The organism is Intrasporangium sp. (assembly GCF_035280925.1).
In the GTDB taxonomy this organism is placed as follows: Bacteria; Actinomycetota; Actinomycetes; order Actinomycetales; family Dermatophilaceae; genus Intrasporangium.
Genome location: NZ_DATEEY010000107.1, coordinates 1 through 23,044 on the forward strand (window position 1 = coordinate 1; position 23,044 = coordinate 23,044).

Here is a 23,044-nt window from a genome sequence, read left to right on the forward strand (position 1 = left end):
CCTGCGGCCATGGCCGGGGACGCACCGACGAACCCGTCGCTCGAGGGGCTGGCCCTTCGGAACATCACCGCCTCGTGGGACGCCACCGCCTCGCCGGCCGGCCCCTCCCCTTCGTCGAGTGTGCAGTACGCGCCGCCGCTCGCCGGCCCCTCCCCTTCGTCGGGTGTGCAGTACGCGCCGCCGGTCGTCGGGCCGTTCGACCTCGACCTGGCGCCGGGCGAGTCGGTCGCCGTCCTCGGCCCGAACGGCAGCGGCAAGTCGACCCTGCTCGCCGTCCTGGCTCGACACCTCGACCCGGTCTCCGGCAGCTACACGGTGACGACCCCGGACGGCGAGCGCGACGTCCTCGCCGAGCCGCTCGACGACGCACGCGCCCGGATCGCCGTCGTCGACGACGAGCCACACATCTTTGCGACGACGCTGCGCAACAACCTCACGCTCGCCCGCCCCGGCGCGAATGACGAGGCCGTGCTCGAGGCGCTCGACCGGGCTGGTCTCGGTCGACTGGCCTCCGGCCTTCGCGATGGTCTCGACACCGACCTCGGAGCGGGCGGCCGTGGCCTCTCCGGAGGTGAGCGGGCCCGGCTGGCCATCGCCCGGGCGCACCTGAGCAACAGACCGGTCATCGCGCTCGACGAACCGGTGGCCCACCTCGACCCTCCCACGGCGCGCAGTGTCCTGACCGACCTGCTCGCTCCCTCGCGCGGCTCCGACGACCACTCGCCCGCTGTCGTCCTCGTCACGCACCGCCCCGACGGGCTTGACCTGGTCGACCGCGTTTTCACCATCACCCACCCGCACAGGTAGATTGGAACCATCATGGCAAGCAACCCCCGCCCCCGACTCGGCGAGCTCGAGCGTGCCGTCATGGAGCACCTCTGGGCCGCCACCGGCGCGCACCCCGAGGGCCTCACGGTGCGCGAGGTGCACGACGCCATCGGCGTCGAGCGCGGCCTCGCCTACACGACGCTCATGACCGTGCTCGACCGCATGGCCAAGAAGGAGCTCGTCACCCGCGAGCGAGACGGCCGTGCGTGGCGCTACCTGCCCGCCTCGTCCCGCGACGAGCTGACGTCGGAGGCGCTCCACCACACCTTGGGTGAGCTCGCCGGCACGGATCGCCGCAGCGCCCTCCTGCGCTTCCTCGACCAGTCGACGGCCGAGGAGCTCGACGAGCTGCGGGCGGCCCTGGCTGACCTGGAGTCGCACGAGGGAAAGCGCAAGACCAGGTAGCCGCGCGAGTCGCCCATGGTCGTTGCGGCCCTGCTCATCCTCACGATCGCCCTCGCGTGGCCGGTGCCGCGCGTCATGGCGGGGATGACGACGTTTCGTCGCGCGCCGCGGGCGGCTCTCGTCGTCTGGCAGTCCACCTCGGCCGCGGCGGTTCTCGCGGCGCTCTTCGCGGCGCCCGCCGCCCTGCCCTACGTCATCGGGCCGACCCCTGAGCTGGCCGGCAATGCCACCCAGATCGCCGTCGCCGTGGCGGTCACGGGAATCGTCGCGGGACGGCTCCTGCTCTCCGGGCACCGGGTGGGGACGCGGCTGCGGGCCAACCGGCGGCGGCACCGCCGGCTCGTCGACCTGCTGGCCGTGCCACCGCACGAGGACTCGACCCACGCCGCGCACATGCGGGTCATCGAGCATCCGACGCCGACGGCCTACTGCGTGCCGGGCGTGCGCCGCCGGGTCGTGCTCACCCAGGGAACGCTCGATGCGCTGCCGGAGGGGGAGCTCGCCGCCGTACTCGCGCACGAGCGTGCACACCTGCGGGCAAGACACGACCTGATCCTCGAGTTCTTCACCGTCGTCCATGAGGCGGTGCCACCGTTCGTCCGGTCCGACGCCGCCCTCCGCGAGGTGACCCTGCTCATCGAGGTGCTCGCGGACCGGGCCGCAGTCCGGGCCACGAGCGTGCTCGCCACGGCACGCGCGATCGTCGCGATGGCTACCGGGGGCGTGAAGCCGGAGGGCACCCTGGCGATGGGGGAGTCGCCCTCGGCCGCGCGCCAACGCCTCGACCTGCTCAGCCCCGGACGGGTCGCCGGCATGCCGCCCCCGGTCGCCGCCACGCTCATGTACCTCTTTGCCGCCTCGATCGTGACGATGCCGGTGGCGCTGCTCGTCGTCGCCTGGGCCAGCAGCTGAGCAGCGTGGCCGTCCGCGGATCGGACACTCGTTTTTGCATAAGCCAACGTTATGGAACAGTGCTGCTCCAATCGCACTATCGCCCGCGAAAGGACCGCCGACCATGACCACCTCGACCACCTCGACCACCTCGACCACCTCGACCACCTCGACCACCTCGAGCAGGTTGGCAGGCCTCCGACTGGGCGACATCGCCCCGGACTTCACCGCCGAGACGACCGAGGGGCCGATCTCCTTCCACGACTGGAAGGGTGCGGGCTGGGCGGTCCTCTTCAGCCATCCGGCCGACTTCACCCCCGTCTGCACGACTGAGCTCGGCAGGGTTGCGGCGCTCAAGGACGAGTGGGCCAGGCGCAACGCCAAGGTCATCGCCGTCTCTGTCGACCCGGTCGACCAGCACCATGACTGGAAGCACGACATCGCCGAGGTCGCCGGCGCCCCGGTCGACTACCCGATCATCGCCGACGAGGACCGCACCGTCTCGGAGCTCTACGGGATGATCCATCCGGGTGAGGGCGACACCTCCGCGGTCCGCTCCGTCTTCCTCATCGATGGCAGCCACAGGATCCGCCTCACGCTGACCTATCCAAAGTCGGTCGGCCGCAACTTCGACGAGATCCTGCGCGCCCTCGACGGCCTCCAGGTCACCGACTCCGGCCCCTTCTCCACCCCTGCGGACTGGCAGGTCGGCGAGCGGGTCATCATCGCGCCGACGCTGACCACCGAGGACGCCCGGTCCCGCTTCGCGGACGTCGAGGAGGTCAAGCCGTACCTCCGCTTCGCCTCCGTCCCGGCCTGAGGCCCTCCCCCACGCTCGGCCCGGCATCCCTCTCGATCGAGTGAACAAGATCTGGGTTCGCACAGGGCGACGGGACTGAGCGCAAGGCCAGATCTTGTTCACTCGATCGGGGGTGGGTGCGCGCTCGGCCCGATCGCTAGGCTCGCCTCCATGCGCGTACTCGTCAGCGGCGGTGCCGGCTACATCGGGTCACACACGGTGGTCCAGCTCGTTGCCGCAGGGCACGACGTCGTCATCGTCGACAACTTCGCCAACAGCAAGCCGACCGTCGTGGGCCGGCTCGAGTCACTGACCGGCACACATCTGCCGGTGCACTCCTTCGACCTGCTCGACCAGGACAAGGTCGAGCGGCTCTTCGCGCAGGAGCCGATCGACGCGGTGATCCACTTCGCCGGCCTCAAGTCCGTGGGCGAGAGCGTCGAGAAGCCGCTCGAGTACTACGAGAACAACATCGGCTCGACGTTCTCGCTGGTTCGCGCGATGCGCCGCCACGACGTCCACAAGCTCGTCTTCAGCTCCTCCGCGACCGTCTACGGCGTCAGCGAGCCGCCCTTCACGGAGGACATGCGCACGGGCGCCTCGAACCCGTACGGCTGGACGAAGGTGATGATCGAGCAGATCCTGCGCGATGTGGCCCTGGCCGACCCGTCGTGGCGCATCGCGCTGCTTCGCTACTTCAACCCGGTGGGCGCCCACGACTCCGGGACCATCGGCGAGGACCCGCAGGGCGTCCCCAACAACCTGATGCCGTACGTCGCCCAGGTCGCGGTCGGCCGGCGCGACAGGCTGCGCATCTTCGGCGGCGACTACCCCACTCCCGACGGGACGGCGCTGCGCGACTACATCCATGTCGAGGACCTCGCCGCCGGTCACCTGGCCGCCCTCGACAAGCTCGGCAAGACCGATGCTCCGGTGTCGACGTGGAACCTCGGCACCGGCGTCGAGACCAGCGTCCTCGAGGTCGTGCGTGCGTTCGGGCGGGCGGTCGGGCGCGACCTGCCCTACGAGATCGTCGAGCGTCGGCCGGGCGACCTGCCCGCCGCCTACGCCGACCCCAGCCGCGCCCACGAGGAGCTCGGCTGGCGCGCCAAGCGCGACATCGACGACATGTGCGCGGACTCCTGGCGCTGGCAGAGCCAGAACCCGGAGGGCTACCCCGACGCCTGAGGCAGCTGGGGGTGCCGCACGCGGCCGGCTCAGGGCTGGGGATCCAGCGCGTCGTAGTCCCGGAAGCTGGGGACCCGCGCGACCGCGAGGATGACGAGCACGACGACGAGGAACCCGCCCACGACGGGTGGCACCCAGATCACGGTCAACGTGGCGAGAGAGCCGGCCACCATCTGCCCGAGGCGCGGGCCACCGGTCACGACCACGGTGAAGATGCCCTGCATCCGTCCCCGCAGCCGGTCTGGCACGGCTGCCTGGAGGATGGTCTGCCGGAAGATCGCGCTGACGTTGTCAGCGCCCCCGGCGACGGCCAGGCACACCAGGGCCACCGCCAGGGCCGGCCGGTTGACGTCGGCGAAGTCGCGGCTCGACACCGAGTGGCCGCCCAGCATGACCACGGCGAGCACGAGCCCGAAGCCGAGGATGGCGAGACCGAAGACGACGATCGCATTGCGGATGGCGCGGCCCTGCCAGCGAATGCCGGTGACGCGGCCCGAGCCCAGGCTCGAGAGGATCCCGCCCGTGGCGAACGCCGCCAGGAGCAGGCCGGCCGTCACCGAGCCACCGCCGATGACGACGGCGCCGACGGCCGGGAAGAGCACCATCGGATGCCCGAAGGTCATCGCGATGATGTCGACGACGAAGCTCATCCGGACGTTCGGCGCGCCGCGCAGGTGGGCCAGGCCCTCCACGACGGACCGCAGCCCGCCCACCACGGGGGCACCCGCGTCGCCGAGCTGGGGCCTGATCCGGGGCAGCGTCCACAGGCCGAGGAACCCGGCCAGGAAGAGCACGACGTCCACCGTGTACGTCCATGCGTAGCCCACCCTGGCCACGAGGACTCCGGCCAGGCCCGGGCCGACCGTGACCATGAGCCCCATCGAGATGCCCATCAACGCCGCCGCCTTGGGCAGGAGCGAGAGGGGCAGGAGCCGTGGCGTGATCGCCTGCCGCGTGGCCGAGGCGATCGTCGCCGCGACGGCGTTGACCGTCGTGATGACGTAGAACGCCCACACCGCCGTCACGTCGGCCCAGGCGATGACGGCGAGGCCCGCGGTGGACGCCCAGCCAGCGAGGGACGACAGCAGCGCCACGGTGCGCCGGTCGAAGCGGTCCGCGACCGCCCCGCCGTACAGGCCCGACGCGATGACGGGTCCGAGGGCGAACCAGGCGACGAGCGAGACCATGAACGTCGACGCGGTGAGGTCGTAGATGTGCAGGGCTACCGCGGTCGCGGTGACCTGTGCGCCGATGCCGGCCAACGTGTTGCCCGCCCAGAGGCGGGCGAAGGCCGGGCTGTGACGCAGCGGCGAGATGTCGACGAGGTGTGAGCGCCGCGAGCGCTGACCGGACACGCGCTCGCGTGCCTGGCTGCCCTCTCCCACACGAGGAACCTACGCCACGTCGACCAGTCCGGCGCCGAGGGCCGCCTCGACGTCGCGCAGCATCGACCCGTCGCGGACCCAGGCCCAGCCGTCCTCCGCCCGCCACGCCACCAGGGTGCGGACGGCCCCATCGAGGCCGGTGAACGAGACCATCGAGAGCGAGCCCGTCTCGATGACGCGCGCCTCGTCGACCACTGAGTCGTCAACCGCGAGTGCAGCGCCCGAGGCCAGAGCCCCAGCGAAGGCCACGCCGATCGCCTCGAGGCCGGCCGCCTCGCGACCGCACGGCAGCGTCACGACGGCGTCAGCGGCATACGACCCCACGATCCCGGCCACGTCACCGGCTGCCACTCGCTCGACGTAGGAAGCCAACAGGTCTCGAGGAGTCCGTGCACCACGCTTCGTCGTCATGGAGCCACCGTCCCACCGACCTCCGACAGCGACCTCCGACACCGGCCGGCGATCGGTTCGGTACCGGTCCGCATCGGTTGGACTCGCTTGGGGCGGGTCGCATCACGGCACGGTAACGACGGGTGTTGAATGGGGCCATGTCGTCGCCGCGCCCCCTCCACGTGACCTTCGTGTGCAGCGGCAACATCTGCCGGTCGCCGATGGGTCACGTCATCCTCACTCGGCTGATCGACGACGCCAGGCTCTCCGATCGGGTCACGGTGTCCTCGAGCGGGACCGGTGACTGGCACGTCGGCGAGCCGGCCGACCCGCGGACGGTCGCCGTCCTCGAGGCGAACGGCTTTGACGGGTCGACCCACCGGGCCCGGGTATTCTCCGCCGCCCACTTCGACGACGCCGACCTCGTGCTCGCATCGGACAGCGGGCACGTGCGCCACCTGCGCCGGCTGGCCCGGACGCCGGAGCACCAGGACAAGATCCGGCTGGTCCGGGAGTTCGACCCCGCCGCCGTCGCCGCGGGCACCCTCGAGACGGATGACCCGTGGTTCGGCGACGAGGAGGGCTTCCTTCGGTGCTTCGCGGAGGTCGAGGCGGCATGCAAGGGCATTCTGGAACACGTCAGGGGAAGGCTGGAGATGGAGCACGGCTGATCCCATGAGACACCTCCACACCGCTGTTCCCTACTACCCCTACGGGTCTCCGTGTTGGGTCGACCTGCTCGTCAGCGACGTCCATCGCGCGCAGTCGTTCTACACCGAGCTGTTCGGCTGGCGCTGGCTCACGGGCGACGCAGCCAGCGGGGGCTACACCATGGCCCTCCTGGGTGACCACCCGGTCGCGGGCCTCAGTCGCAGGCCGCGCGCAGCGCCCATCCCGAGCCAGTGGACGACCTACCTCCGGGTGGGAGACATCGGCGTCGCCGCCCAGGCCATCGCCAACTACGGCGGTCGTCCCCTCGGCAGACCGGTCCGGATCGGCGCCCTCGCGCGGACGATGGTGGCCATCGACCCCGGAGGGGCCTACTTCGGGGTCTGGGAGCCGGGCGACCTGCCGGGCAGTGGCACCCTCGACCAGCCAGGTTCACTGACCTGGAACGAGCTGCTCACCCGCAACTACGACGTGGTGCTCGACTTCTACGAGAACATCTTCGCCCACGGCTTCATCGACGAGACCGAGAACGGCGGCCCGCGGTGGTCGACTGCACACACGGGCGACGGCAACCCCGCTTTCGGGCTGGCCGAGATCGAGCCCGACTGGCCCAAGGAGATCGGCTCCCACTGGGTGACGCACTTCGCGACGGACAACGTCGTCACCTCGGTCGCGCACGCCCTCGACCTCGGCGGGCAGCTGCTCCAAGGCCCCTTCGACGGGCCGTACGGCGTGGGCGCAGTGCTGAGCGGCGTTGAGGGAGAGGTCTTCTCGGTGCTCGTCCCGGAGCTCGACTGACCTCCGCCTGTCACGAGGCATGCCGTATGCCGCTGAGCTCACTCATGAGGTCAGGTGACCTTGGGAGCCGGCTCAGCGGCATACGGCATCACTTTGAGCGGGAGCCCGCTCGGCTGGGAGGATGGTTGGCATGGCCTCCCTCGCTGATGCTCAGCCCCCCATCGCGCTCGGCGCGCTCGACGGACGGTACCGCGCGGCTGTCGCGCCGCTCGTCGACCACCTTTCGGAGGCGGCCCTCAACCGGGAGCGGGTACGGGTCGAGGTCGAGTGGCTCATCCACCAGACGTCCCACGGCGTGATCCCGGGCGTGCGCAAGCTGAGCGACGTGGAGGTCGCCGCGCTGCGGGGCGTCGTCGAGTCGTTCGGGCCGGTGCAGGTGGCCGAGCTCGCCGAGATCGAGCGCGTCACCGTCCATGACGTCAAGGCCGTCGAGTACTTCCTCAAGGGCCGACTCACGCAGATCGCCCCGGGCGAGGAGGACGCCGGCCTGGCCGAGCTCATCCACTTCGGGTGCACGAGCGAGGACGTCAACAACCTGTCGTACGCCCTGATGGTCAAGGGCGCCGTGACGCAGGTGTGGCTGCCCAGGGCGCAGGCTCTCGTCGAGCAGGTCTCGGAGATGGCACGCGAGCTGCGCGACGTACCGCTGCTCGCCCACACCCATGGCCAACCTGCAACGCCGACGACGATGGGCAAGGAGCTGGCGGTGCTCGCCCGGCGGCTCGGTCGACAGCTGCGGCGGATCGAGCGGCAGGAGTACCTCGGCAAGTTCAACGGCGCCACCGGGACGTTCGGTGCGCACGCGCTCGCGCTGCCTGACGTCGACTGGCCCACGGTGTCGCGCGAGTTCGTCGAGGGACTCGGCCTGACCTGGAACCCGCTCACGACCCAGATCGAGAGCCACGACTGGCAGGCCGAGCTCTATGCGGACGTCGCGCGGTTCAACCGGATCCTGCACAACCTCTGCACCGACGTGTGGACCTACATCTCGATGGGCTACTTCGCGCAGGTGCGAGGACAGGGGACGGTGGGGTCGTCGACGATGCCCCACAAGGTCAACCCCATCCGCTTCGAGAACGCCGAGGCGAACCTCGAGGTGAGCAACGCCCTTCTCGACGTGCTCGGCTCGACGCTGGTCCAGAGCCGGCTGCAGCGCGACCTCACCGACTCGTCGATGCAGCGCAACATCGGCACCGCGTTCGGGCACGGCCTGCTCGCGCTGGACAACGTGGCGCGCGGCCTCGTCGGGCTCGATGCCGTGCCGGAGGCGATGAGCGCGGACCTCGAGGCCAACTGGGAGGTCCTCGCCGAGCCGATCCAGTCGGCGATGCGCGCTCTCGGGGCGCAGGGCGTGGCCGGGATGGAGGAGCCCTACGAGCGGCTCAAGGAACTGACGCGCGGGCGCCGCGTCGGCGGTGACGAGGTGCGCGAGTTCGTCCGCGGGCTCGGCCTGCCCGCGGAGGTGGAGGCGCGCCTCCTGTCGCTCACGCCGCAGACGTACACCGGGCTCGCGAGCCGCCTGGTCGACCACCTGACCTGAGGTGGCGTGAGCCACGAGGTGTGGGCTCGCTCGACCACGGCGTGGCGTCGCCCTCTCGACTGCGGCACTGCGTCCCTCGCTGAGCAGTGCCACAGTCGCGAATTTCCTTGGCCCCATGCAGCCATCGCGGCATACGGTGAGACCGGCCGAAAGGGGTCCACCGTGGGCAAGGTCATTGCCGGAATTACGACATCCATCGACGGCTACGTCACCGGACCGGACGACGGTCCCGGGCGCGGCCTCGGTATCGGTGGGGAGCGGCTCCACTACTGGGTCTTCGGGGGTCCGTGGACGTACGACGAGGGGCCGACCGGGACCACGACCGGCGAGGGCCAGGCCTGGCTCGAGTCAGCCATGGCCAACCTGGGGGCGGTCATCTCAGGTCGGTGGACCTACGAGGCGGCAGACCACTGGGGCGGTCGCAACCCTTGGCCCGTCCCGTTCTTCGTGCTGACCCACAAGCCCGCGGACCAGCCCGAGCCGGATGCCGGCTTCACGTTCGTCGACAACCTCGACGGGGCGCTGGCCCTCGCCCAAGAGGCCGCTGGTGACAAGGACGTCCACGTCATGGGCGGCGCTGACACGATCCGCCAGGCCCTCGAGGCCCGCGTCATCGACGAGCTGACGATCATCCTCGCGCCGGTCGTGCTGGGCGGAGGCAAGCATCTCTTCGACGGCTTCGACCAGCGCGTCGACCTCGAGCACCTCGGGGTCCGACAGTCGAAGTGGGCCACATTCGTCGACTACCGGGTCGTGCGGCCGAGCTGAGTCAGCCCTGTTCGCGCATGGGCCTGGTCAGTCAGGTGTGGAAGCTCGGCCACTCGGGAGTATGGCCGAACTTCCACACCTGAACCCTCCGAATACGTGGGGCCGCGGCTCAGGCGGCGGTGGCCCGGAACCCCCGCAACCGCAGCGAGTTCGACACGACGAAGACGGACGAGAACGCCATGGCGGCACCGGCCAGCATCGGGTTGAGCAGTCCCGCCGCCGCCAAGGGGATGGCCGCGACGTTGTAGGCGAACGCCCAGAAGAGGTTGCCCTTGATGGTTCGAAGCGTGCGCCGCGACAGCCGGATCGCGTCAGCAGCCACGCGGAGGTCGCCGCGCACCAGCGTCAGGTCGCTCGCTTCGATCGCGACGTCGGTACCGGTGCCCATCGCAAGTCCCAGGTCGGCCTGCGCCAGAGCGGCAGCATCGTTGACACCATCGCCGACCATGGCGACGACCTTCCCGGAGTCCTGGAGGCGCTTGACGACGTCGACCTTGTCGGCCGGCAGCACGTCGGCGATGACGTCCGACTCGGCGATGCCGACCTGCGCGGCGACCGCACGGGCGGCCCGTTCGTTGTCGCCGGTGAGCAGCACCGGAGTCAGGCCGAGCTCGCGCAGCTCGCTGATCGCTTGCGCGGACGTCGGCTTGAGCGTGTCGGAGACCACGACGACCCCGCGTGCGATTCCGTCGGACGCAACGGCCACCGCGGTCCCACCAGCGTTCTGGGCACCACTGAACGCGGTCTGCAGCTCGGCAGGCAGCTCGATGCCGGCGTCGGCGAGGAAGCCGGGTCGGCCGACGAGGACGTTCGTCCCGTCGACGACGCCGCGGACTCCGAGCCCGTCGGTGCTCGCAAACCCGCCCACCGGCGGCAGGGCACCCAGACGCTCCTCGGCCCCGGTTGCGATGGCCCGGGCAATGGGGTGCTCGGAGGCATGCTCGACCGCTCCGGCCAGCCGCAGGACCTCGGACTCGTCCTCGCCGTCAGCCGCGTGCACGGACTGGAGCGACATGGCGCCGGTGGTCACCGTCCCCGTCTTGTCGAGCACGACGGTGTCGACCTGCCGGGTTGACTCGAGCACCTCGGGACCCTTGATGAGGATGCCCAGCTGGGCTCCCCGCCCCGTGCCGACCATCAGGGCGGTCGGCGTGGCCAGGCCGAGCGCACAGGGGCACGCGATGATGAGCACCGCGACCGCGGCCGTGAACGCGGCGGCGGCCCCCGCCCCGGTCCCGAGCCAGAAGCCCAGGGTGCCGACGGCCAACGCGATGACGATGGGCACGAAGAACCCAGAGATCCGGTCGGCGAGGCGCTGGACCTGAGCCTTGCCGTTCTGAGCCTCCTCGACGAGGCGGGCCATCTGGGCGAGCTGGGTGTCGCCACCGACTCTGGTCGCGCGGACGATGATCCGCCCGCCGGCGTTGATCGTCGCGCCTGCCACGGTCGAGCCGGGGCCGACTTCCACCGGCACGGACTCCCCGGTCAGCATCGACGCATCGACCGCGGAGGTGCCGTCCTCGACGACTCCGTCTGTCGCGATCTTCTCGCCCGGGCGCACGACGAAACGCATCCCCGTCTCGAGCCGCTCGACCGGGATCCGCTCCTCGGTGGGGCCGGATGGCCCGTCGCGCAGCACTGCCACATCCTTGGCGCCGAGCTCGAGCAGGGCCCGGAGCGCCGCGCCGGCCTGCCGCTTGGAGCGCGCCTCGAAGTACCGTCCGGCGAGCAGGAACGTGGTCACCCCAGCGGCGGCCTCGAGGTAGATGTTGCCCGCGCCGTCCGTCCGTTCGATGGTCAGCTCGAATGGGTGCGTCATGCCCGGCATGCCAGCGGTCCCGAAAAAGAGCGCGTAGAGCGACCAGCCGAACGCTGCGAGCACGCCCATCGAGACGAGCGTGTCCATCGTCGTCGTGCCATGGCGCAGGTTGGTCCAGGCCGCCTTGTGGAACGGCCACGCACCCCAGACGACCACCGGCGCCGCCAACGTCAGCGACGCCCACTGCCAGTAGGTGAACTGGAGGGCAGGGATCATCGCCATGGCGATGACCGGGACCGTGAGAGCGGCTGAGATGAGGAGTCGGTCGCGGAGCGCTCGGACGCGGTCGTACACCGCTGAGCTCGCTCCCGCGTCGCCCGTCCCGCCCGCTCCTCCCGACATCGCGGGCGGCGCGGGCACGGTCGCACCGTAGCCTGCCGCCTCCACGGTCTTGACGAGCTCATCCGTGCTGATGGTGTCCGGGAAGGCGACCTTCGCCTTCTCTGTCGCGTAGTTGACGGTCGCGGTGACGCCCTCGAGCTTGTTGAGCTTGCGCTCGATCCGGTTGGCACACGAGGCACACGTCATCCCGGTGATCTCGAGCTCGATCGCACCGGGCGCGGCTGGCAGGCCGAGCTCACGGCCGGGGTTCGTCGTCGGTGTCGTGGTCATGAGTGGTCATCTCCCGAGTGGTCCGGTGCCGGCGACTGGTCGTCCGAGGGCGCCGGGCTTCCCGCGGTGCCGTCCGCCTGCTCCGCCGTCACGGCCAGCGGCGCGGTGCGCACGACGCCGTCATGCTGGAAGTCGAGATAGAGCCGGTAGGCGCCGGGACTCGGCACGGCGGCATGGAAGACGACCTCGGGCCCCGGTTGCGTCCGGCCGTCGCCGGGCTCGCCATCGGGGTGGACGTGGAGGTAGGCGAGGTCTCCCTCGCGGAGCGCGACGAGGTGTCCGTAGGCTCCGAGATACGGCTCGAGGTCGGTCACCGGCTTGCCGTCCTTGGTGACCGAAAGCGTCAGCTTCGCGTCACGCCCGGCGACCAGGTCACCGGCGACGGTGACGGTGTAGCCGTCGACGTGGACCGTCCGCGTCTCGCTCACCGGCTCGGCGAGGGCGGCCGCGCCGGGCACGCCGAGGTCAGCCCCGAGGGTCAGCGCGTCGGCGCCGCTGGGCTTGAAATCAGCGAAGAGCCGCCAGGTCCCCGGCTCGAGGTCGAGCGCCGCCGACCAGGTGCCGTCAGGGGCCAACGTCGGGTGGACGTGCTGGAAGCCGGTGAAGTCGCGCCGCACGGCAATCAGGTGCAGCTGCTTCTCGTGCTGGACCTCGTAGCCCGTGACCGGCTTGCCGTCCGGACCCGTCACGGTGAACGCGACGGGAACCTGCTGGCCGGCCGAGGCAGTCGCTGAGGCCAGGCGCAGGCCGTACCCGTCCTGGCTGACCATGAGCCCGCCGGGCACATCCGCGCCTGCGGACGCGGCCCTTGCTGGCGCGGTCCCGTGGTCCGCGCCCGCTGCGTCGTCGGCGCTGTCGTCCGTGTGTGAGTCGGGGCTGGCGCCCTCGTGGGCCGCTGCCGGCTCGCCCACCGGCCCGACCACGCGGCCGAGTCCGAGGGCGAGCCCGAAGAGCGCCGCGAGTCCTGCGACGAAACCGACGATCCTGGTGGCAGTGGTCATCACGAGGCGGCGAGCGAATAGCCCGCCTCCTCGACCGCGGCCTTGACCACGGCCTCGTCGAGGGGTGCCTCGCTGGTGACCGTCACGCGGCCGGAGTCGAGGTCGACGGCGACGTCCTGCACGCCGGCGATCTCACCGACCTCCTCGGACACTGACGCGACGCAGTGGCCGCAGGTCATGCCGACGACGGTGTAGGTGCTGGTCTCGCTCATCGTGGTTCCTTCCTCGCTTGGTGTACTTCGCTCACTATACCCCCATGGGGTATTTCTGCAACACGGGTCGGGCACGAATCAGGACCGAACGAGCCGGGCGATCGCGTCCGACGCCTCCTTGAGCTTGGTCTCGGCCTCCGGTCCGCCCTCGCGCACCGCGTCGACGACGCAGTGGGCGATGTGCTCGTCCAGCAACCCGAGCGCCACCGACTGCAGCGCCTTCGTCATGGCCGAGACCTGGGTGAGGATGTCGATGCAGTACTGCTCCTCGTCGACCATCCGCTGCAGGCCCCTCGCCTGGCCCTCGATGCGACGCAGGCGCCGCAGGTAGTCGTCCTTCTGGTGGATGTAGCCGTGCTGATGCGGGACGACCTCTGTGACGTCTTCCATGACTCTCTCCTCTGGGTGTGCACTGCGACCAAGGATACCCCACCAGGGTATTGAGGCGTGACATCGTAGGACACTGGCGTCGGCACCGTGGTGATCGGGCGCCGGTGGGGCTACCGTCACCAGGCATGGCGCGCACCCGGCAGGCCACCGTCCACGACGTCCACTCCATCGCAGCGTCGCTCCCCGAGGTGGAGCGGGACCCGCCCGACCCACGCTCGCCCAGCCGGGCGGCCTACACCATCCGGGGCAAGGCGTTCGTCTTCTTCCGCGGCCCGCGCAAGGACGCCTACGACCCGGAGACGGGTGAGCTCTACACCGATGTCATGGCCTTCCACTGCACCGCCGAGGACAAGGAGGCCCTCGTCGGCGATCCCGGCTCGCCCTGGTTCACCACGCCGCACTGGAACGGCTACAACGCCGTCCTGCTCCTCGAGCGCGACCTCGCGGAGGTGAGCGTCGACGAGCTGCGCGAGGTCATCACCGATGCGTGGCTCGCCCGGGCCCCCAAACGTCTTGCCAAGGAGTTCCTGGAGCGGACCTAGCCTTGGGGAGACGACAACGGCCGCACCCGTGGAGGATGCGGCCGTTGACGTCCGTGAGGCGAGGTCAGATGGTGACCGGCCCGTCCGGCGTCTCGAAGGTCACCGATAGCAGGCCGGGGGTGCCGTGCGGCGCGACGAAGGTGAAGTGGATGTCGCCCTTGTGAAAGGTCTGGTCGACGCCGAGCCACTCCCGGACCCGGGCGGGGTCGCCAGCGATCTGCAGCTCGCCGATGTGCACCTGCGACCTCGAACCGTTCGCCGGGTGGACGGTCGGGTCGTCCCACTGGATGAAGTACGGGACCTGGGGATCTGCGATCAGGCCCTTGATGCCGATCTGCCTCCAGCGCAGCTCGACGCCGTCGGGGCGATGCCGGTTTCCGTCAACCGCCTCGCGGCCGAGACGCCTCTCCGCTGCGGAGAGGTTGTCCACCGCGACGACCCACCCGAGCCAGCCACCGCCGGCCTCAGAGCGGGCGCGGACGGCCTGGCCGAAGGGCGCCTTGTCCGACGCCGGGTGGTCGAGGACCTCGACGACCTCGACGTAGTTGCGGTCAGCCAGGGGAAAGATGACGTTGCGCGTCCCGAATCGCGGGTGCACCCCCCCGTCGACGGGCTCCACGCCGATCAGCTTCGAGAGCCGCTCGGCCGTTGCCTGGAGGCCATCGGGCTCGGCCGCATAGGAGACGTGGTCAACTCGCATACGGTCAATCGTGACATACGTCAAGGGGTGCTCTTGACCACCCCCCGGCAAGGCGCTCGCGGCCGCTGGTGCGACCTCGGACACGCCTCAGCCACGCTGCCGGACTGCCTCGTACAGGACGACTGCGGCGGCGACCGAGACGTTGAGGCTGTTCGCCCGGCCGTGCATCGGGATGCGTACCCGGTGGGTCGCCGCCTCGAGCAACGCGTCGTCGACGCCGTGCTTCTCCGACCCGACGGCGACGGCGACTCGCCCGCGGTAGTCGACGTCGGTGTGCACGACATCCGTCTCCGGCGTCGTCACGACCAGCGTGACATCTCCCCCTCGCAGCCAGTCGAGGGTCTCCGTCGTCGTTGCGCTCGCCACCGGCAGCGCGAACAGGGTGCCCTTGCTCGCCCGCACCACGTTGGGGTTCCCCCAGTCGGTCACCGGGTCCGCAGCAACCACCGCGTCGGCGCCCGCTGCATCCGCGGTGCGGAGCATCGCGCCGAGGTTGCCCGGCTTCTCGACGCCTTGCGTGACCAGCCCCAGCCAGTGGTCACCGTCGACGTGGAGCGAGCTCAGCGGCATACCCACGTTGTCGACGACGGCGAGCAGGCCGTCGGGTCCCTCCCGGTAGGACACCTTCCCGTATGCCGCTGGGCTCAGTCGCACGATCTCCACCCCTGCCGCTCGGAGCCGTTCAACGAGCTCGGGCTGGGTCCCGATGTCCTGTGACCCCGCGCGCCCCGATGGGCTGAAGAGCTCCCGGGAGACGTAGAGGGTCCGTGGCATCACACCGGCCTCGAGGGCGAGTCGGATCTCCTCGTGGCCCTCCACCAGGGTTCGGCCGGTCTCCTCCCGCGCGCGGCGCCGACGGAGCGCGACGACCGCCTTGAGCCTCGGGTTCGCGGGTGAGGTGATCTCGCGTTCAGGCATGGCACCGCAAGCATCCCACTGTCGCTGGACAGGACTACGGTCGGAAGATGACGACCCTCGAGAACAGGCCCAACAGCGCCCTTCTGGTGATCGACGTGCAGCAGGGGAACACCGCGGAGGCGTACAACCGCGACGGCGTGATCGCCAACATCAACACCCTGGTCGAGCGGGCCCGCACCGAGGGAGTCCCCGTCGTGTGGGTGCAGCACTCAGACGAGGGCATGCCCGAAGGCAGCGATGAGTGGCAGTACGTCCCCGAGCTCCAGCGCAAGGACGACGAGCCGTTGGTCCCCAAGCACTACGGCGACTCGTTCGAGGGCACCGACCTCGAGTCGGTGCTGGCGGCCCGCGCGGTCGGCCGGGTCGTCGTCACCGGGGCGCAGACGGATGCCTGCGTGCGGGCGACGTTGCACGGAGCGCTCGTCCGCGGCTACGACGCGACCTTGGTTGCGGACGCCCACACGACGGAGGACTTCCGACAGTGGGGGATTCCCGTGAGTCCCGAGCAGGTCATCGCCCACACGAACTGGTACTGGACGGAGGCGGCGGCGCCCGGGCGGAAGGGCGACACGGTCCCCACTGCGGAGGTGAGCTTCGGCACGACCTGACCGAGAGCGTCTCGGGGCGCCGCCTAGGGTGAGAGCATGCTCGACACGCTGGCGGCCCTGCCCTTCTGGCAGGCGTTCGTCGCGCTCTGGGTCATCGTCATGGCCCGCTCCAACGCGACCTACTGGCTCGGGCGTGGTGCGATCGCAGGCTGGCAGCGACACCGTCCAGGCCCGGAGCCCGAGAGCCGAGCGCGGGCCGAGAGCCTGATCCGACGCCTCGGTCCGGTTGCCGTGACCCTGTCGTACCTCACGGTCGGGATCCAGACCACGATCCACCTCACCGCGGGGCTGCTGCGGATGCCCCTGCGCTACTACGTTCCGGCCGCCGTCGTCGGCTCGATGGCCTGGGCGGCGATCTACGCCACCATCGGGATGGCGCTGGTCGAGGCCTGGATCGCGGCGATGGCCGGGTCCTGGTACGGCATCGCCGCCATCGTCGGTCTCATCGTCGTCGGCGCGGCCACCTGGTTGCTCGGCCGACGCCGCGCCCAGCGCGGCGCCCCCAGCCCAGTCGAGTGAACAAGAATCGGGCTCGCCCCTCGATCGAGTGAACAAGAATCGTCTCCCCCACGATCGAGTGAACAAGAATCGGGCTCGCCCCTCGATCGAGTGAACAGGTTTTGCGCAAAAGCTGTTCACTCGACTGCGGAGGGGATGCGTTCCGGGTCCCGGGTTCTTACAGCCCCGCGACCCACGCGGCCATGCCAGGGGTGATGAAGGAGAGGCGAGAACCCTCGCTGTAGAGCGTGCCCTTCTTGAGGAGGCGGTCGCGCAGGTAGGACACCTCGGTCGAGGCCTTGCCGAGCTCCGCGGCCACCGCACCACCGGTGGCCTGCCCCGTGCCAACGATGAGGCGCGCGACGGCGACCAGGTACTCGCGCTCCCGTTCGGAGGCGTCGTTCCACCGGGCGACGTAGAGGCCCTCCTCGAGCTCGCGTCGAGCGGCCTCGCCAGCGGCCAAGGCGTGGTCGAGGGCGATTCGGTCCGCCCCGCTGGACGCGCGCCAGGCATGGTGGCCGTAGAGCTGCACGGCGTAGGGATAGCCGCCGGACGCCGTCGCGAGCTCGCGCGCGGCGTCGGGCTCCATGGGCCGGCCCGCGTCCACCGCGGGTTCGGTGAGCGCCTGCTCAGTCTCGTCGCGGCTGAGCAGCCCCAGCTCGTGCCATTCGCCGCGCTCGAGATAGGTGACCACGCGGCGGGGCTCGCGGATGGAGGGCAGTCCTGCGACGCAGACGACGACCGGCCAGTTCTCGGCCATGCGCTCCTGGAGGATGGCGGTGAAGCCGGCGAGCTCGGCTCGCGCGGCGTACTGCACCTCGTCGATCGTGATGACGAGGCCGGAGCCCTCCTCCATCGCGACGCGCATCGTGCCACCGAGCGCTGCCTCGAGGGGATCGACCGGGCCGGAGCCGTGTCGCTCGAGATGGACCTCCACCTCTGCGCCGACTCCGAGGGCCGAAGCCCCGAGCTTGCCACCGGTGATGACTGGGTGACGTCGGTCGTCCACCGTGGTGTGCTCGAGCACGTGCCGTGCGGCGTGGAGCCGCTCGGTGAGCAGGGGCGTGAAGTCTCGCCCGGGACGGACCTCGACGTGCACGGTCGGCCAGCCATGCTCGACGGCGGCCACGGACGCGGCCTCACCGAGGGCCACCGTCTTACCCACCCCGCGGGTGCCGGTGATGATGATCGGCCTCGGCGTCCGACCGTCGAGCGCGGCCACCGCGAGCGCTTCGCGGACGGCGCCGAGGAGCCGCTCCCGGCCGACGAACGCAGGCGGTGCGGCGTTGAAGCCCGGCCGGTACGGGTTCGTCGAGCGAGCCATGAGCAAACTCTAGCGGCTATAGCAGCGATTCCCCGTTATAGCAGGCTGTGCGTCCCGGAGGGCTCGTCCGGCCGCGCTGCCGGCCGTCCGAGCGGGACACGGGACGACTTTCTGCGCCAAACCGCTACCACCGGGCCGCCAAGTCCGGTGCTATTGGAGGAGCATCAGTTCGCAGAAGGGGACGGTCATGACACTGCGCGCATTCCTCCGGGACGACGATCTCTTCAGCGACGTGCCCGATGACCTGTTGGACACCATCATCGAACGCGGTTCGGAGCAACAGGTGCCCTCTGGTCGCGAGCTCGTCAGACAGGACCAGTCGGGCGGGGGCCTGCACGTCCTGCTCGACGGGAGCGCCGACGTCATGATCAACGGGAAGCAGGTGGCCACGTTGGGCCCCGGTGACTACTTCGGGGAGATGTCCCTCATCGACAAGGCGCCGCACTCGGCGACCGTCGTGAGCGGGCCAGCGGGCGTCAAGACCTTCATCCTCTCGCCGGCAACCTTCCAGGGCCTGCTCGACCTGTCCCCCCACTGCGACCGCGTGGCGCTCAAGATCCTCACTCGGCGAGTTCGCCGGCTCGAAGAGGCCGCACGTAACACCACCGCCTGACTGCCCTCCTTGCAGCGGCGGGGGACCTCACGCGAAGATCGGGCCGACCGGCGGATAGGCCGACGTGAGCAGGGCCCGGATCTCGGTGAGGGAGGGGCTGGGGGCGGTGGCCGGCGACTGGAAGCCGGTGTCGAGCCGCATCGGCTTGCCCCACGCCACGAGGTCCTCGATCGCCCCGCCGGACGCGCCGCCCGACAGCGTGTCGAACCAGTCCGCCCGCGCGTAGGTGATGTCGCCCCCGATGCAGACGAGGTCCACCCACGAGGGGTCGGCCAGGCAGACGTTCTCGTACGGGTCGCGGTGGTGCCGCTCGAGGACGAGCAGGTCGGCCGGCCGGCCGACCGCGATCGAGCCGAGGTGCTCGTCGAGCCCGGCCACTCGAGCGGCGACCGAGGTGACCATGGCGACGAGGTCGGCGGCTGGCAGCGCGTGCTCCTGCCGCGCGAGCTCACGCCGCGCCACCTTCAGCTCGGCGAGCAGGCTCGTCGACCCGGACGGGAGCCAGTCGGCTCCGAGGGCGAGCGGCATGCCCCGGCGCAACGCCTCGGCGGCCAGCGTCGTCTCGCCGTAGAGGCGCAGGTTGGACTGCGGCGACCACACGAGGCGACAGCCCGCGTCGGCGGCATCGTTGAGATGGGCCGCCGTCAGCGCGCTGCCGTGGATGATGTTCGTCGCCGGCGTCGCGGCGCCGAGGTCGAGGAAGCGCTGGAACTCCTCGGTGCTGACGTCGTCGCCGCGCCGTCCCTCGGAGAGGTGCAGATAGAAGGCGTTGACGGTCCCGGCCGCGATGTGCGCGACGATCCGGTCGAACGACTCCTTGCCGAAGTTGCCGCTCGGCAGGTCGACGAGTGACCGCGCGCGGTGCGCCCCGAAGATCCACCGGTCGAGGTTGCGCACGAGCGGCTCGGCACCGGAGCTGCTGCTCGCCGAGGCCGCCCCCTGGATGCCCGTCACGCCGCCGACGAGCGCCCGGACCTCGGCGTAGCGCGTCTGGGTCTGGGGCGGCACGGCGTCACGGAGCGCGTTCTGCGGGTCGCGCACGAGCTGCTTGTAGGCGGTCGACCGCCGCCACGCGTAGCGGTTGGCATAGAGCTTCGGCGGCTCCCAGGCGGCGAAGACGTTGAACTCCGGGTGGCCGTGCAGGTCGAGCAGACCCGGGAGGATCACCCCTCCCGTGTCGTGGACCGGCACCGACGTCGGGCGCCGCCGGCTGACTCGGTCGATGCGCCCGTCAGCCACGGTGACGTAGCCGTTGGACCACGCTCCCTCCGGAGTGATGACCGCGCCCCGGAGAGCGAAGGGCGCTGGAGGCAGCGCCCGTTGCCGCCGGGGTGGCGGGGGGAGCTCGTCGGTGATCCCGCGGCGGTACGCCTCGTCGAAGGACTCGCGGCCTGACGCCGCGGTCACAGGGTCGGCCATGCGCGTGCTCCCTTCGGGACGGTGACCTTGATCGTCGCGCGCTTCTCCTGCGCGTCGGCTCCCTGCCGCACGGCCCACGCGTCGACAGCCCGCCACCACGCGGGCGTGCCGGGAGGGAGGTCCTGCTCGGGGATGCCCACGAGGTCCTGCGCCTCCCAGGCGTCACCGTACGGCTTCGGGTTCGGCGTCACCTCCGGCGTCACGGCCCCACTCAGTGCCGGCAGCTGCGCACTCCAGTCGGCGAGCTGCGCAGCCGTGGTGTCCTCGAGCGGTTGCCCGCTGGCCTTGGCCGATCCCTCGGCGTAGGTGGGATGTCGCACCGCGGCGACGTGGAGGTCAGCAGCGCGGGCCGTGCGCTCCGACGAGCTGTCCTTCCAGAGCACGAAGGACCGCTTCGCGAGCGTCCCGAGGGCAATGACGGCCGTGACCTCGGACTCGAGCAGGACCGCGTCGATCCATCGGTTGCGGTAGTCGACGATCCCCGGATCCTTCATGTGGCGGTAGCCGGCTGCTTGCCCGAAGACGCTGTAGAGGTAGACGTTGAGCATGACGTAGCTCGAGGTGATGCCAACTCGGGCGAGCAGCCCCTGGACTCGTTGACCGGCCTCGCCGACGAGGATCCGTCGGCTGATCGCCTCGTGGGTCGCCGGGTCCTGGCCGATGACGAGCACGCGCGCCGACCCGTCGAGCCGACCACGGTGGAAGACCGGCCCCCACTCGATCCTGAAGTCTGCGTGCGGATAGGCCTCCGGGCCGGGGTACTCCGCGACGAGCGAGGCGAACGGCTCGTCGACGTAGCCCGGGCAGGAGCGATGCGCGGCGACCATACGGACCTCCCTTGACCCTCGTCCTGAAGGGTGCTCAGACCCTAATCCTGATACGGCCATCTTCGGGTCGGTTCGTCAGGGAACGGCGGGTCTTTCCTCAGCGGCTCGCCGCAGGAGCAGGTCTCTTTCGGCCTCGTTGTCCGTCATCGCCGCGGCCCGCCGGAACTCCTCACGTGCCTCGACCTCCCGACCAAGCTTGCGCAGCAAGTCTCCTCGCACACTCGGCAGCAGGTGGTAGTCCGCCAGCGCCCCCGACTCGACCAGCCGGTCGACGACGGCGAGAGCGGGAGCCGGCCCAGCGGCATACGACATTGCAACCGCCATGTTGAGGTCGATGACAGGGGAAGGGCGCACCCGTCTCAGCTCGTCGTAGAGCGCGACGATGCGCGCCCAGTCCGTCTCCTCGGCGGTGCGGGCGCCCGCGTGACACGCGGCTATCGCCGCTTGAAGAACATACGGGCCACGTATGCCGCTGAGCTCGGTCGCGCGGTCGAGCGCGCTGAGTGCGTGGCGGATGAGCGACCAGTCCCACCTGGTCCGGTCCTGGTCGAGCAGCAGGATCGGGGCGCCGTCGGGTGCCATGCGCGCGCGGGTCCGAGAGGCCTGGATCTCCATGAGCGCGACGAGCCCGTGGACCTCCGGCTCCCGCGGCGCAAGGGCGGCGAGGACCCGGCCGAGCCGGATCGCCTCCTCCATGAGGTCGCCACGCACCCAGTCGCGACCCGAGGTCGCGGCATAGCCCTCGTTGAAGACGAGGTAGATGACCTCGAGGACGGAGGCGAGCCGTGGTTCGAGCTCGGCGCCCGAGGGCACCTCGATGGTGACGCCGTCGGCGCGCAGTGCCTTCTTCGCTCGCGAGATGCGCTGGCCGATCGTCGACTCCGTGGTGAGGAAGGCCCGTGCGATCTCACGGGTCGTGAGGCCACCGATCATCCTCAGGGTCAAGGAGATCCGGGCCTGCGCAGTGAGGACCGGGTGACACGAGGCGAAGACGAGCCCGAGGACGTCGTCGTTGATGTCCTCCATCGCCTGCTCGAAGTCCGCCTCGGCGAGGTCGGCCACGCGGTACTCCTCCGCGTGCCCCACCTGCTGGAGCTTGTCCCGGAGGTTCACGTCTCGCCTGATCCGGTCGATGGCACGCCGGCGGGCCGTCGAGGTGAGCCAAGCGCCCGGGTTGTCGGGCAGGCCATCGCGGGGCCACTGCTCGAGCGCCTGGACGAAGGCATCCTGGGCGAGGTCCTCGGCGAGGCCGATGTCGCCGATGAGCCGGGCCACGACCGCTGTCACCTTGGCGGCCTCGACGCGCCAGACTGCCTCAACGGTGCGCTGCACCTGGGTGGGGTCGGTCATGCCCTCACCCTGCCACGCCCTCTCCCACCCGGTTCGAGGTATTCGTCGCGACCCAGAACCCCCTGTCGTGACCCGAACATCACCTCGAATCGGCGCGGCAGGCTCAGCCCTGGGCCGCCTGCTTGGCGGCAGCCTCCCTGAGCTGTTCCTCGCGGCGACGGAGCTCCGGGCTCAGCAACGCGTCGAAGTCCTCCGCCGACATGATCTGGCGCAGCTCCAGCGCCTGGCCAGGGTGCGGCGCGGCGGACCGCGGCCACCGCTTGACCCACTCGATCGCCTCCTCACGTGAGGAGACCTCGATGATCGAGAACCCGGCGATGATCTCCTTCGCCTCGGCGAAGGGGCCGTCCGTGACAACCCACTCGTCGTTCTCCCAGGTGACGAGGGCGCCCTTGGACGTCGGGTGCAGGCCCTGGCCGTCGACGTGGACGCCGGCCCGAAGCATCTCCTCCTGGTAGCTCTGCATGTCGGCGTACTGCTCTTCCGTGCCCGGCGAGGCACTCTCGGTCTCGGGTCCACCGGGGACGATGATCATGAAACGCATGGCTGT

General features: G+C 70.5%; 26 protein-coding genes. 13 read left to right on the top strand and 13 right to left on the bottom strand.

The window, feature by feature from the left end:
* The 5 genes from VJN29_RS10490 to galE all read left to right on the top strand — a co-directional run.
* A partial coding sequence (locus VJN29_RS10490; RefSeq protein WP_324143576.1) for an ATP-binding cassette domain-containing protein occupies positions 1–807 on the top strand: 807 nt, incomplete at its 5' end.
* Between the two features lie 12 nt (positions 808–819).
* Positions 820–1,233 (top strand): BlaI/MecI/CopY family transcriptional regulator, encoded by a 414-nt coding sequence (locus VJN29_RS10495; RefSeq protein WP_324143577.1) that lies wholly within the window; start codon positions 820–822, stop codon positions 1,231–1,233.
* Positions 1,234–1,248: 15 nt separating this feature from the next.
* Complete coding sequence (locus VJN29_RS10500) at positions 1,249–2,145, top strand: M56 family metallopeptidase (RefSeq protein ID WP_324143578.1); 897 nt, start codon at positions 1,249–1,251, stop codon at positions 2,143–2,145.
* A gap of 166 nt (positions 2,146–2,311) precedes the next feature.
* Positions 2,312–2,944: a peroxiredoxin gene (locus VJN29_RS10505; RefSeq protein WP_349254724.1), complete on the top strand. Its 633-nt coding sequence runs from the start codon at positions 2,312–2,314 to the stop codon at positions 2,942–2,944.
* A gap of 150 nt (positions 2,945–3,094) precedes the next feature.
* Complete coding sequence (galE, locus tag VJN29_RS10510) at positions 3,095–4,111, top strand: UDP-glucose 4-epimerase GalE (protein ID WP_324143580.1); 1,017 nt, start codon at positions 3,095–3,097, stop codon at positions 4,109–4,111.
* Between the two features lie 29 nt (positions 4,112–4,140).
* Here the strand turns inward: galE and VJN29_RS10515 are convergent, their stop codons facing one another.
* Both VJN29_RS10515 and VJN29_RS10520 read right to left on the bottom strand, forming a co-directional pair.
* Positions 4,141–5,496: an MFS transporter gene (locus tag VJN29_RS10515; RefSeq protein ID WP_324143581.1), complete on the bottom strand. Its 1,356-nt coding sequence runs from the start codon at positions 5,494–5,496 to the stop codon at positions 4,141–4,143.
* Positions 5,497–5,505: 9 nt separating this feature from the next.
* Positions 5,506–5,907, bottom strand: a complete 402-nt coding sequence (locus VJN29_RS10520; protein WP_324143582.1) for a nuclear transport factor 2 family protein — start codon at positions 5,905–5,907, stop codon at positions 5,506–5,508.
* Between the two features lie 137 nt (positions 5,908–6,044).
* Here VJN29_RS10520 and VJN29_RS10525 point away from each other — a divergent pair, with 137 nt between their 5' ends.
* The 4 genes from VJN29_RS10525 (at position 6,045) to VJN29_RS10540 (ending at position 9,661) form a co-directional block, all read left to right on the top strand.
* Entirely contained in the window at positions 6,045–6,557 is a 513-nt protein-coding gene (locus VJN29_RS10525; protein ID WP_324143583.1) for a low molecular weight protein-tyrosine-phosphatase, read from the top strand.
* 4 nt (positions 6,558–6,561) lie between these two features.
* Positions 6,562–7,353 carry a VOC family protein gene (locus VJN29_RS10530; protein ID WP_324143584.1) on the top strand — a complete coding sequence of 264 codons (792 nt, stop codon included), beginning with the start codon at positions 6,562–6,564 and terminating at the stop codon, positions 7,351–7,353.
* Between the two features lie 130 nt (positions 7,354–7,483).
* The gene (gene purB / locus VJN29_RS10535; protein WP_324143585.1) at positions 7,484–8,893 is read left to right on the top strand and encodes an adenylosuccinate lyase; all 1,410 of its coding nucleotides are present in this window, start codon (positions 7,484–7,486) and stop codon (positions 8,891–8,893) included.
* A 162-nt stretch (positions 8,894–9,055) separates the two neighbouring features.
* A complete protein-coding gene (locus VJN29_RS10540; protein ID WP_324143586.1) occupies positions 9,056–9,661 on the top strand; it encodes a dihydrofolate reductase family protein in 606 nt (201 codons plus the stop codon).
* A 109-nt stretch (positions 9,662–9,770) separates the two neighbouring features.
* On the opposite strand, the gene VJN29_RS10545 is transcribed toward VJN29_RS10540, so the two are convergent.
* The 4 genes from VJN29_RS10545 to VJN29_RS10560 form a co-directional block, all read right to left on the bottom strand.
* Positions 9,771–12,092 carry a heavy metal translocating P-type ATPase gene (locus tag VJN29_RS10545; RefSeq protein ID WP_324143587.1) on the bottom strand — a complete coding sequence of 774 codons (2,322 nt, stop codon included), beginning with the start codon at positions 12,090–12,092 and terminating at the stop codon, positions 9,771–9,773.
* Positions 12,089–13,093: a hypothetical protein gene (locus tag VJN29_RS10550; RefSeq protein WP_324143588.1), complete on the bottom strand. Its 1,005-nt coding sequence runs from the start codon at positions 13,091–13,093 to the stop codon at positions 12,089–12,091. The genes VJN29_RS10545 and VJN29_RS10550 overlap by 4 nt, the downstream gene beginning before the upstream one ends.
* Positions 13,093–13,305, bottom strand: coding sequence for a heavy-metal-associated domain-containing protein (locus VJN29_RS10555; RefSeq protein WP_324143589.1), 213 nt, complete (start codon positions 13,303–13,305; stop codon positions 13,093–13,095). The genes VJN29_RS10550 and VJN29_RS10555 overlap by 1 nt, the downstream gene beginning before the upstream one ends.
* 78 nt (positions 13,306–13,383) lie before the next feature.
* Positions 13,384–13,695 (bottom strand): metal-sensitive transcriptional regulator, encoded by a 312-nt coding sequence (locus tag VJN29_RS10560; protein ID WP_324143590.1) that lies wholly within the window; start codon positions 13,693–13,695, stop codon positions 13,384–13,386.
* Between the two features lie 125 nt (positions 13,696–13,820).
* Between VJN29_RS10560 and VJN29_RS10565 the strand changes: the two genes are divergently transcribed.
* A complete protein-coding gene (locus VJN29_RS10565; RefSeq protein WP_324143591.1) occupies positions 13,821–14,237 on the top strand; it encodes an MmcQ/YjbR family DNA-binding protein in 417 nt (138 codons plus the stop codon).
* 64 nt (positions 14,238–14,301) lie between these two features.
* Here the strand turns inward: VJN29_RS10565 and VJN29_RS10570 are convergent, their stop codons facing one another.
* Together VJN29_RS10570 and VJN29_RS10575 are read right to left on the bottom strand one after the other, a co-directional pair.
* The gene (locus tag VJN29_RS10570; RefSeq protein ID WP_324143592.1) at positions 14,302–14,937 is read right to left on the bottom strand and encodes a VOC family protein; all 636 of its coding nucleotides are present in this window, start codon (positions 14,935–14,937) and stop codon (positions 14,302–14,304) included.
* 87 nt (positions 14,938–15,024) lie between these two features.
* Positions 15,025–15,855 carry an RNA methyltransferase gene (locus tag VJN29_RS10575; RefSeq protein ID WP_324143593.1) on the bottom strand — a complete coding sequence of 277 codons (831 nt, stop codon included), beginning with the start codon at positions 15,853–15,855 and terminating at the stop codon, positions 15,025–15,027.
* Positions 15,856–15,902: 47 nt separating this feature from the next.
* Here VJN29_RS10575 and VJN29_RS10580 point away from each other — a divergent pair, with 47 nt between their 5' ends.
* Together VJN29_RS10580 and VJN29_RS10585 are read left to right on the top strand one after the other, a co-directional pair.
* The gene (locus VJN29_RS10580) at positions 15,903–16,463 is read left to right on the top strand and encodes a cysteine hydrolase family protein (RefSeq protein ID WP_324143594.1); all 561 of its coding nucleotides are present in this window, start codon (positions 15,903–15,905) and stop codon (positions 16,461–16,463) included.
* A gap of 36 nt (positions 16,464–16,499) precedes the next feature.
* On the top strand, positions 16,500–16,982 hold the full coding sequence (locus VJN29_RS10585; RefSeq protein ID WP_324143595.1) for a DedA family protein: 483 nt from the start codon (positions 16,500–16,502) through the stop codon (positions 16,980–16,982).
* A gap of 157 nt (positions 16,983–17,139) precedes the next feature.
* On the opposite strand, the gene VJN29_RS10590 is transcribed toward VJN29_RS10585, so the two are convergent.
* Positions 17,140–18,285 (bottom strand): ATP-binding protein, encoded by a 1,146-nt coding sequence (locus VJN29_RS10590; protein ID WP_324143596.1) that lies wholly within the window; start codon positions 18,283–18,285, stop codon positions 17,140–17,142.
* 187 nt (positions 18,286–18,472) lie between these two features.
* Here VJN29_RS10590 and VJN29_RS10595 point away from each other — a divergent pair, with 187 nt between their 5' ends.
* Positions 18,473–18,898 (top strand): cyclic nucleotide-binding domain-containing protein, encoded by a 426-nt coding sequence (locus tag VJN29_RS10595; RefSeq protein WP_324143597.1) that lies wholly within the window; start codon positions 18,473–18,475, stop codon positions 18,896–18,898.
* A 27-nt stretch (positions 18,899–18,925) separates the two neighbouring features.
* On the opposite strand, the gene VJN29_RS10600 is transcribed toward VJN29_RS10595, so the two are convergent.
* From VJN29_RS10600 to VJN29_RS10615, 4 genes are all read right to left on the bottom strand, one after another.
* Positions 18,926–20,317, bottom strand: coding sequence for an amidohydrolase family protein (locus VJN29_RS10600; RefSeq protein WP_324143598.1), 1,392 nt, complete (start codon positions 20,315–20,317; stop codon positions 18,926–18,928).
* Complete coding sequence (locus VJN29_RS10605; RefSeq protein ID WP_324143600.1) at positions 20,302–21,144, bottom strand: uracil-DNA glycosylase family protein; 843 nt, start codon at positions 21,142–21,144, stop codon at positions 20,302–20,304. Before VJN29_RS10605 ends, VJN29_RS10600 begins: the two co-directional genes overlap by 16 nt.
* A gap of 75 nt (positions 21,145–21,219) precedes the next feature.
* Positions 21,220–22,494: an RNA polymerase sigma factor gene (locus tag VJN29_RS10610; protein ID WP_324143601.1), complete on the bottom strand. Its 1,275-nt coding sequence runs from the start codon at positions 22,492–22,494 to the stop codon at positions 21,220–21,222.
* A gap of 103 nt (positions 22,495–22,597) precedes the next feature.
* Positions 22,598–23,038: a YciI family protein gene (locus VJN29_RS10615; protein ID WP_324143602.1), complete on the bottom strand. Its 441-nt coding sequence runs from the start codon at positions 23,036–23,038 to the stop codon at positions 22,598–22,600.
* Positions 23,039–23,044 lie beyond the last annotated feature (6 nt).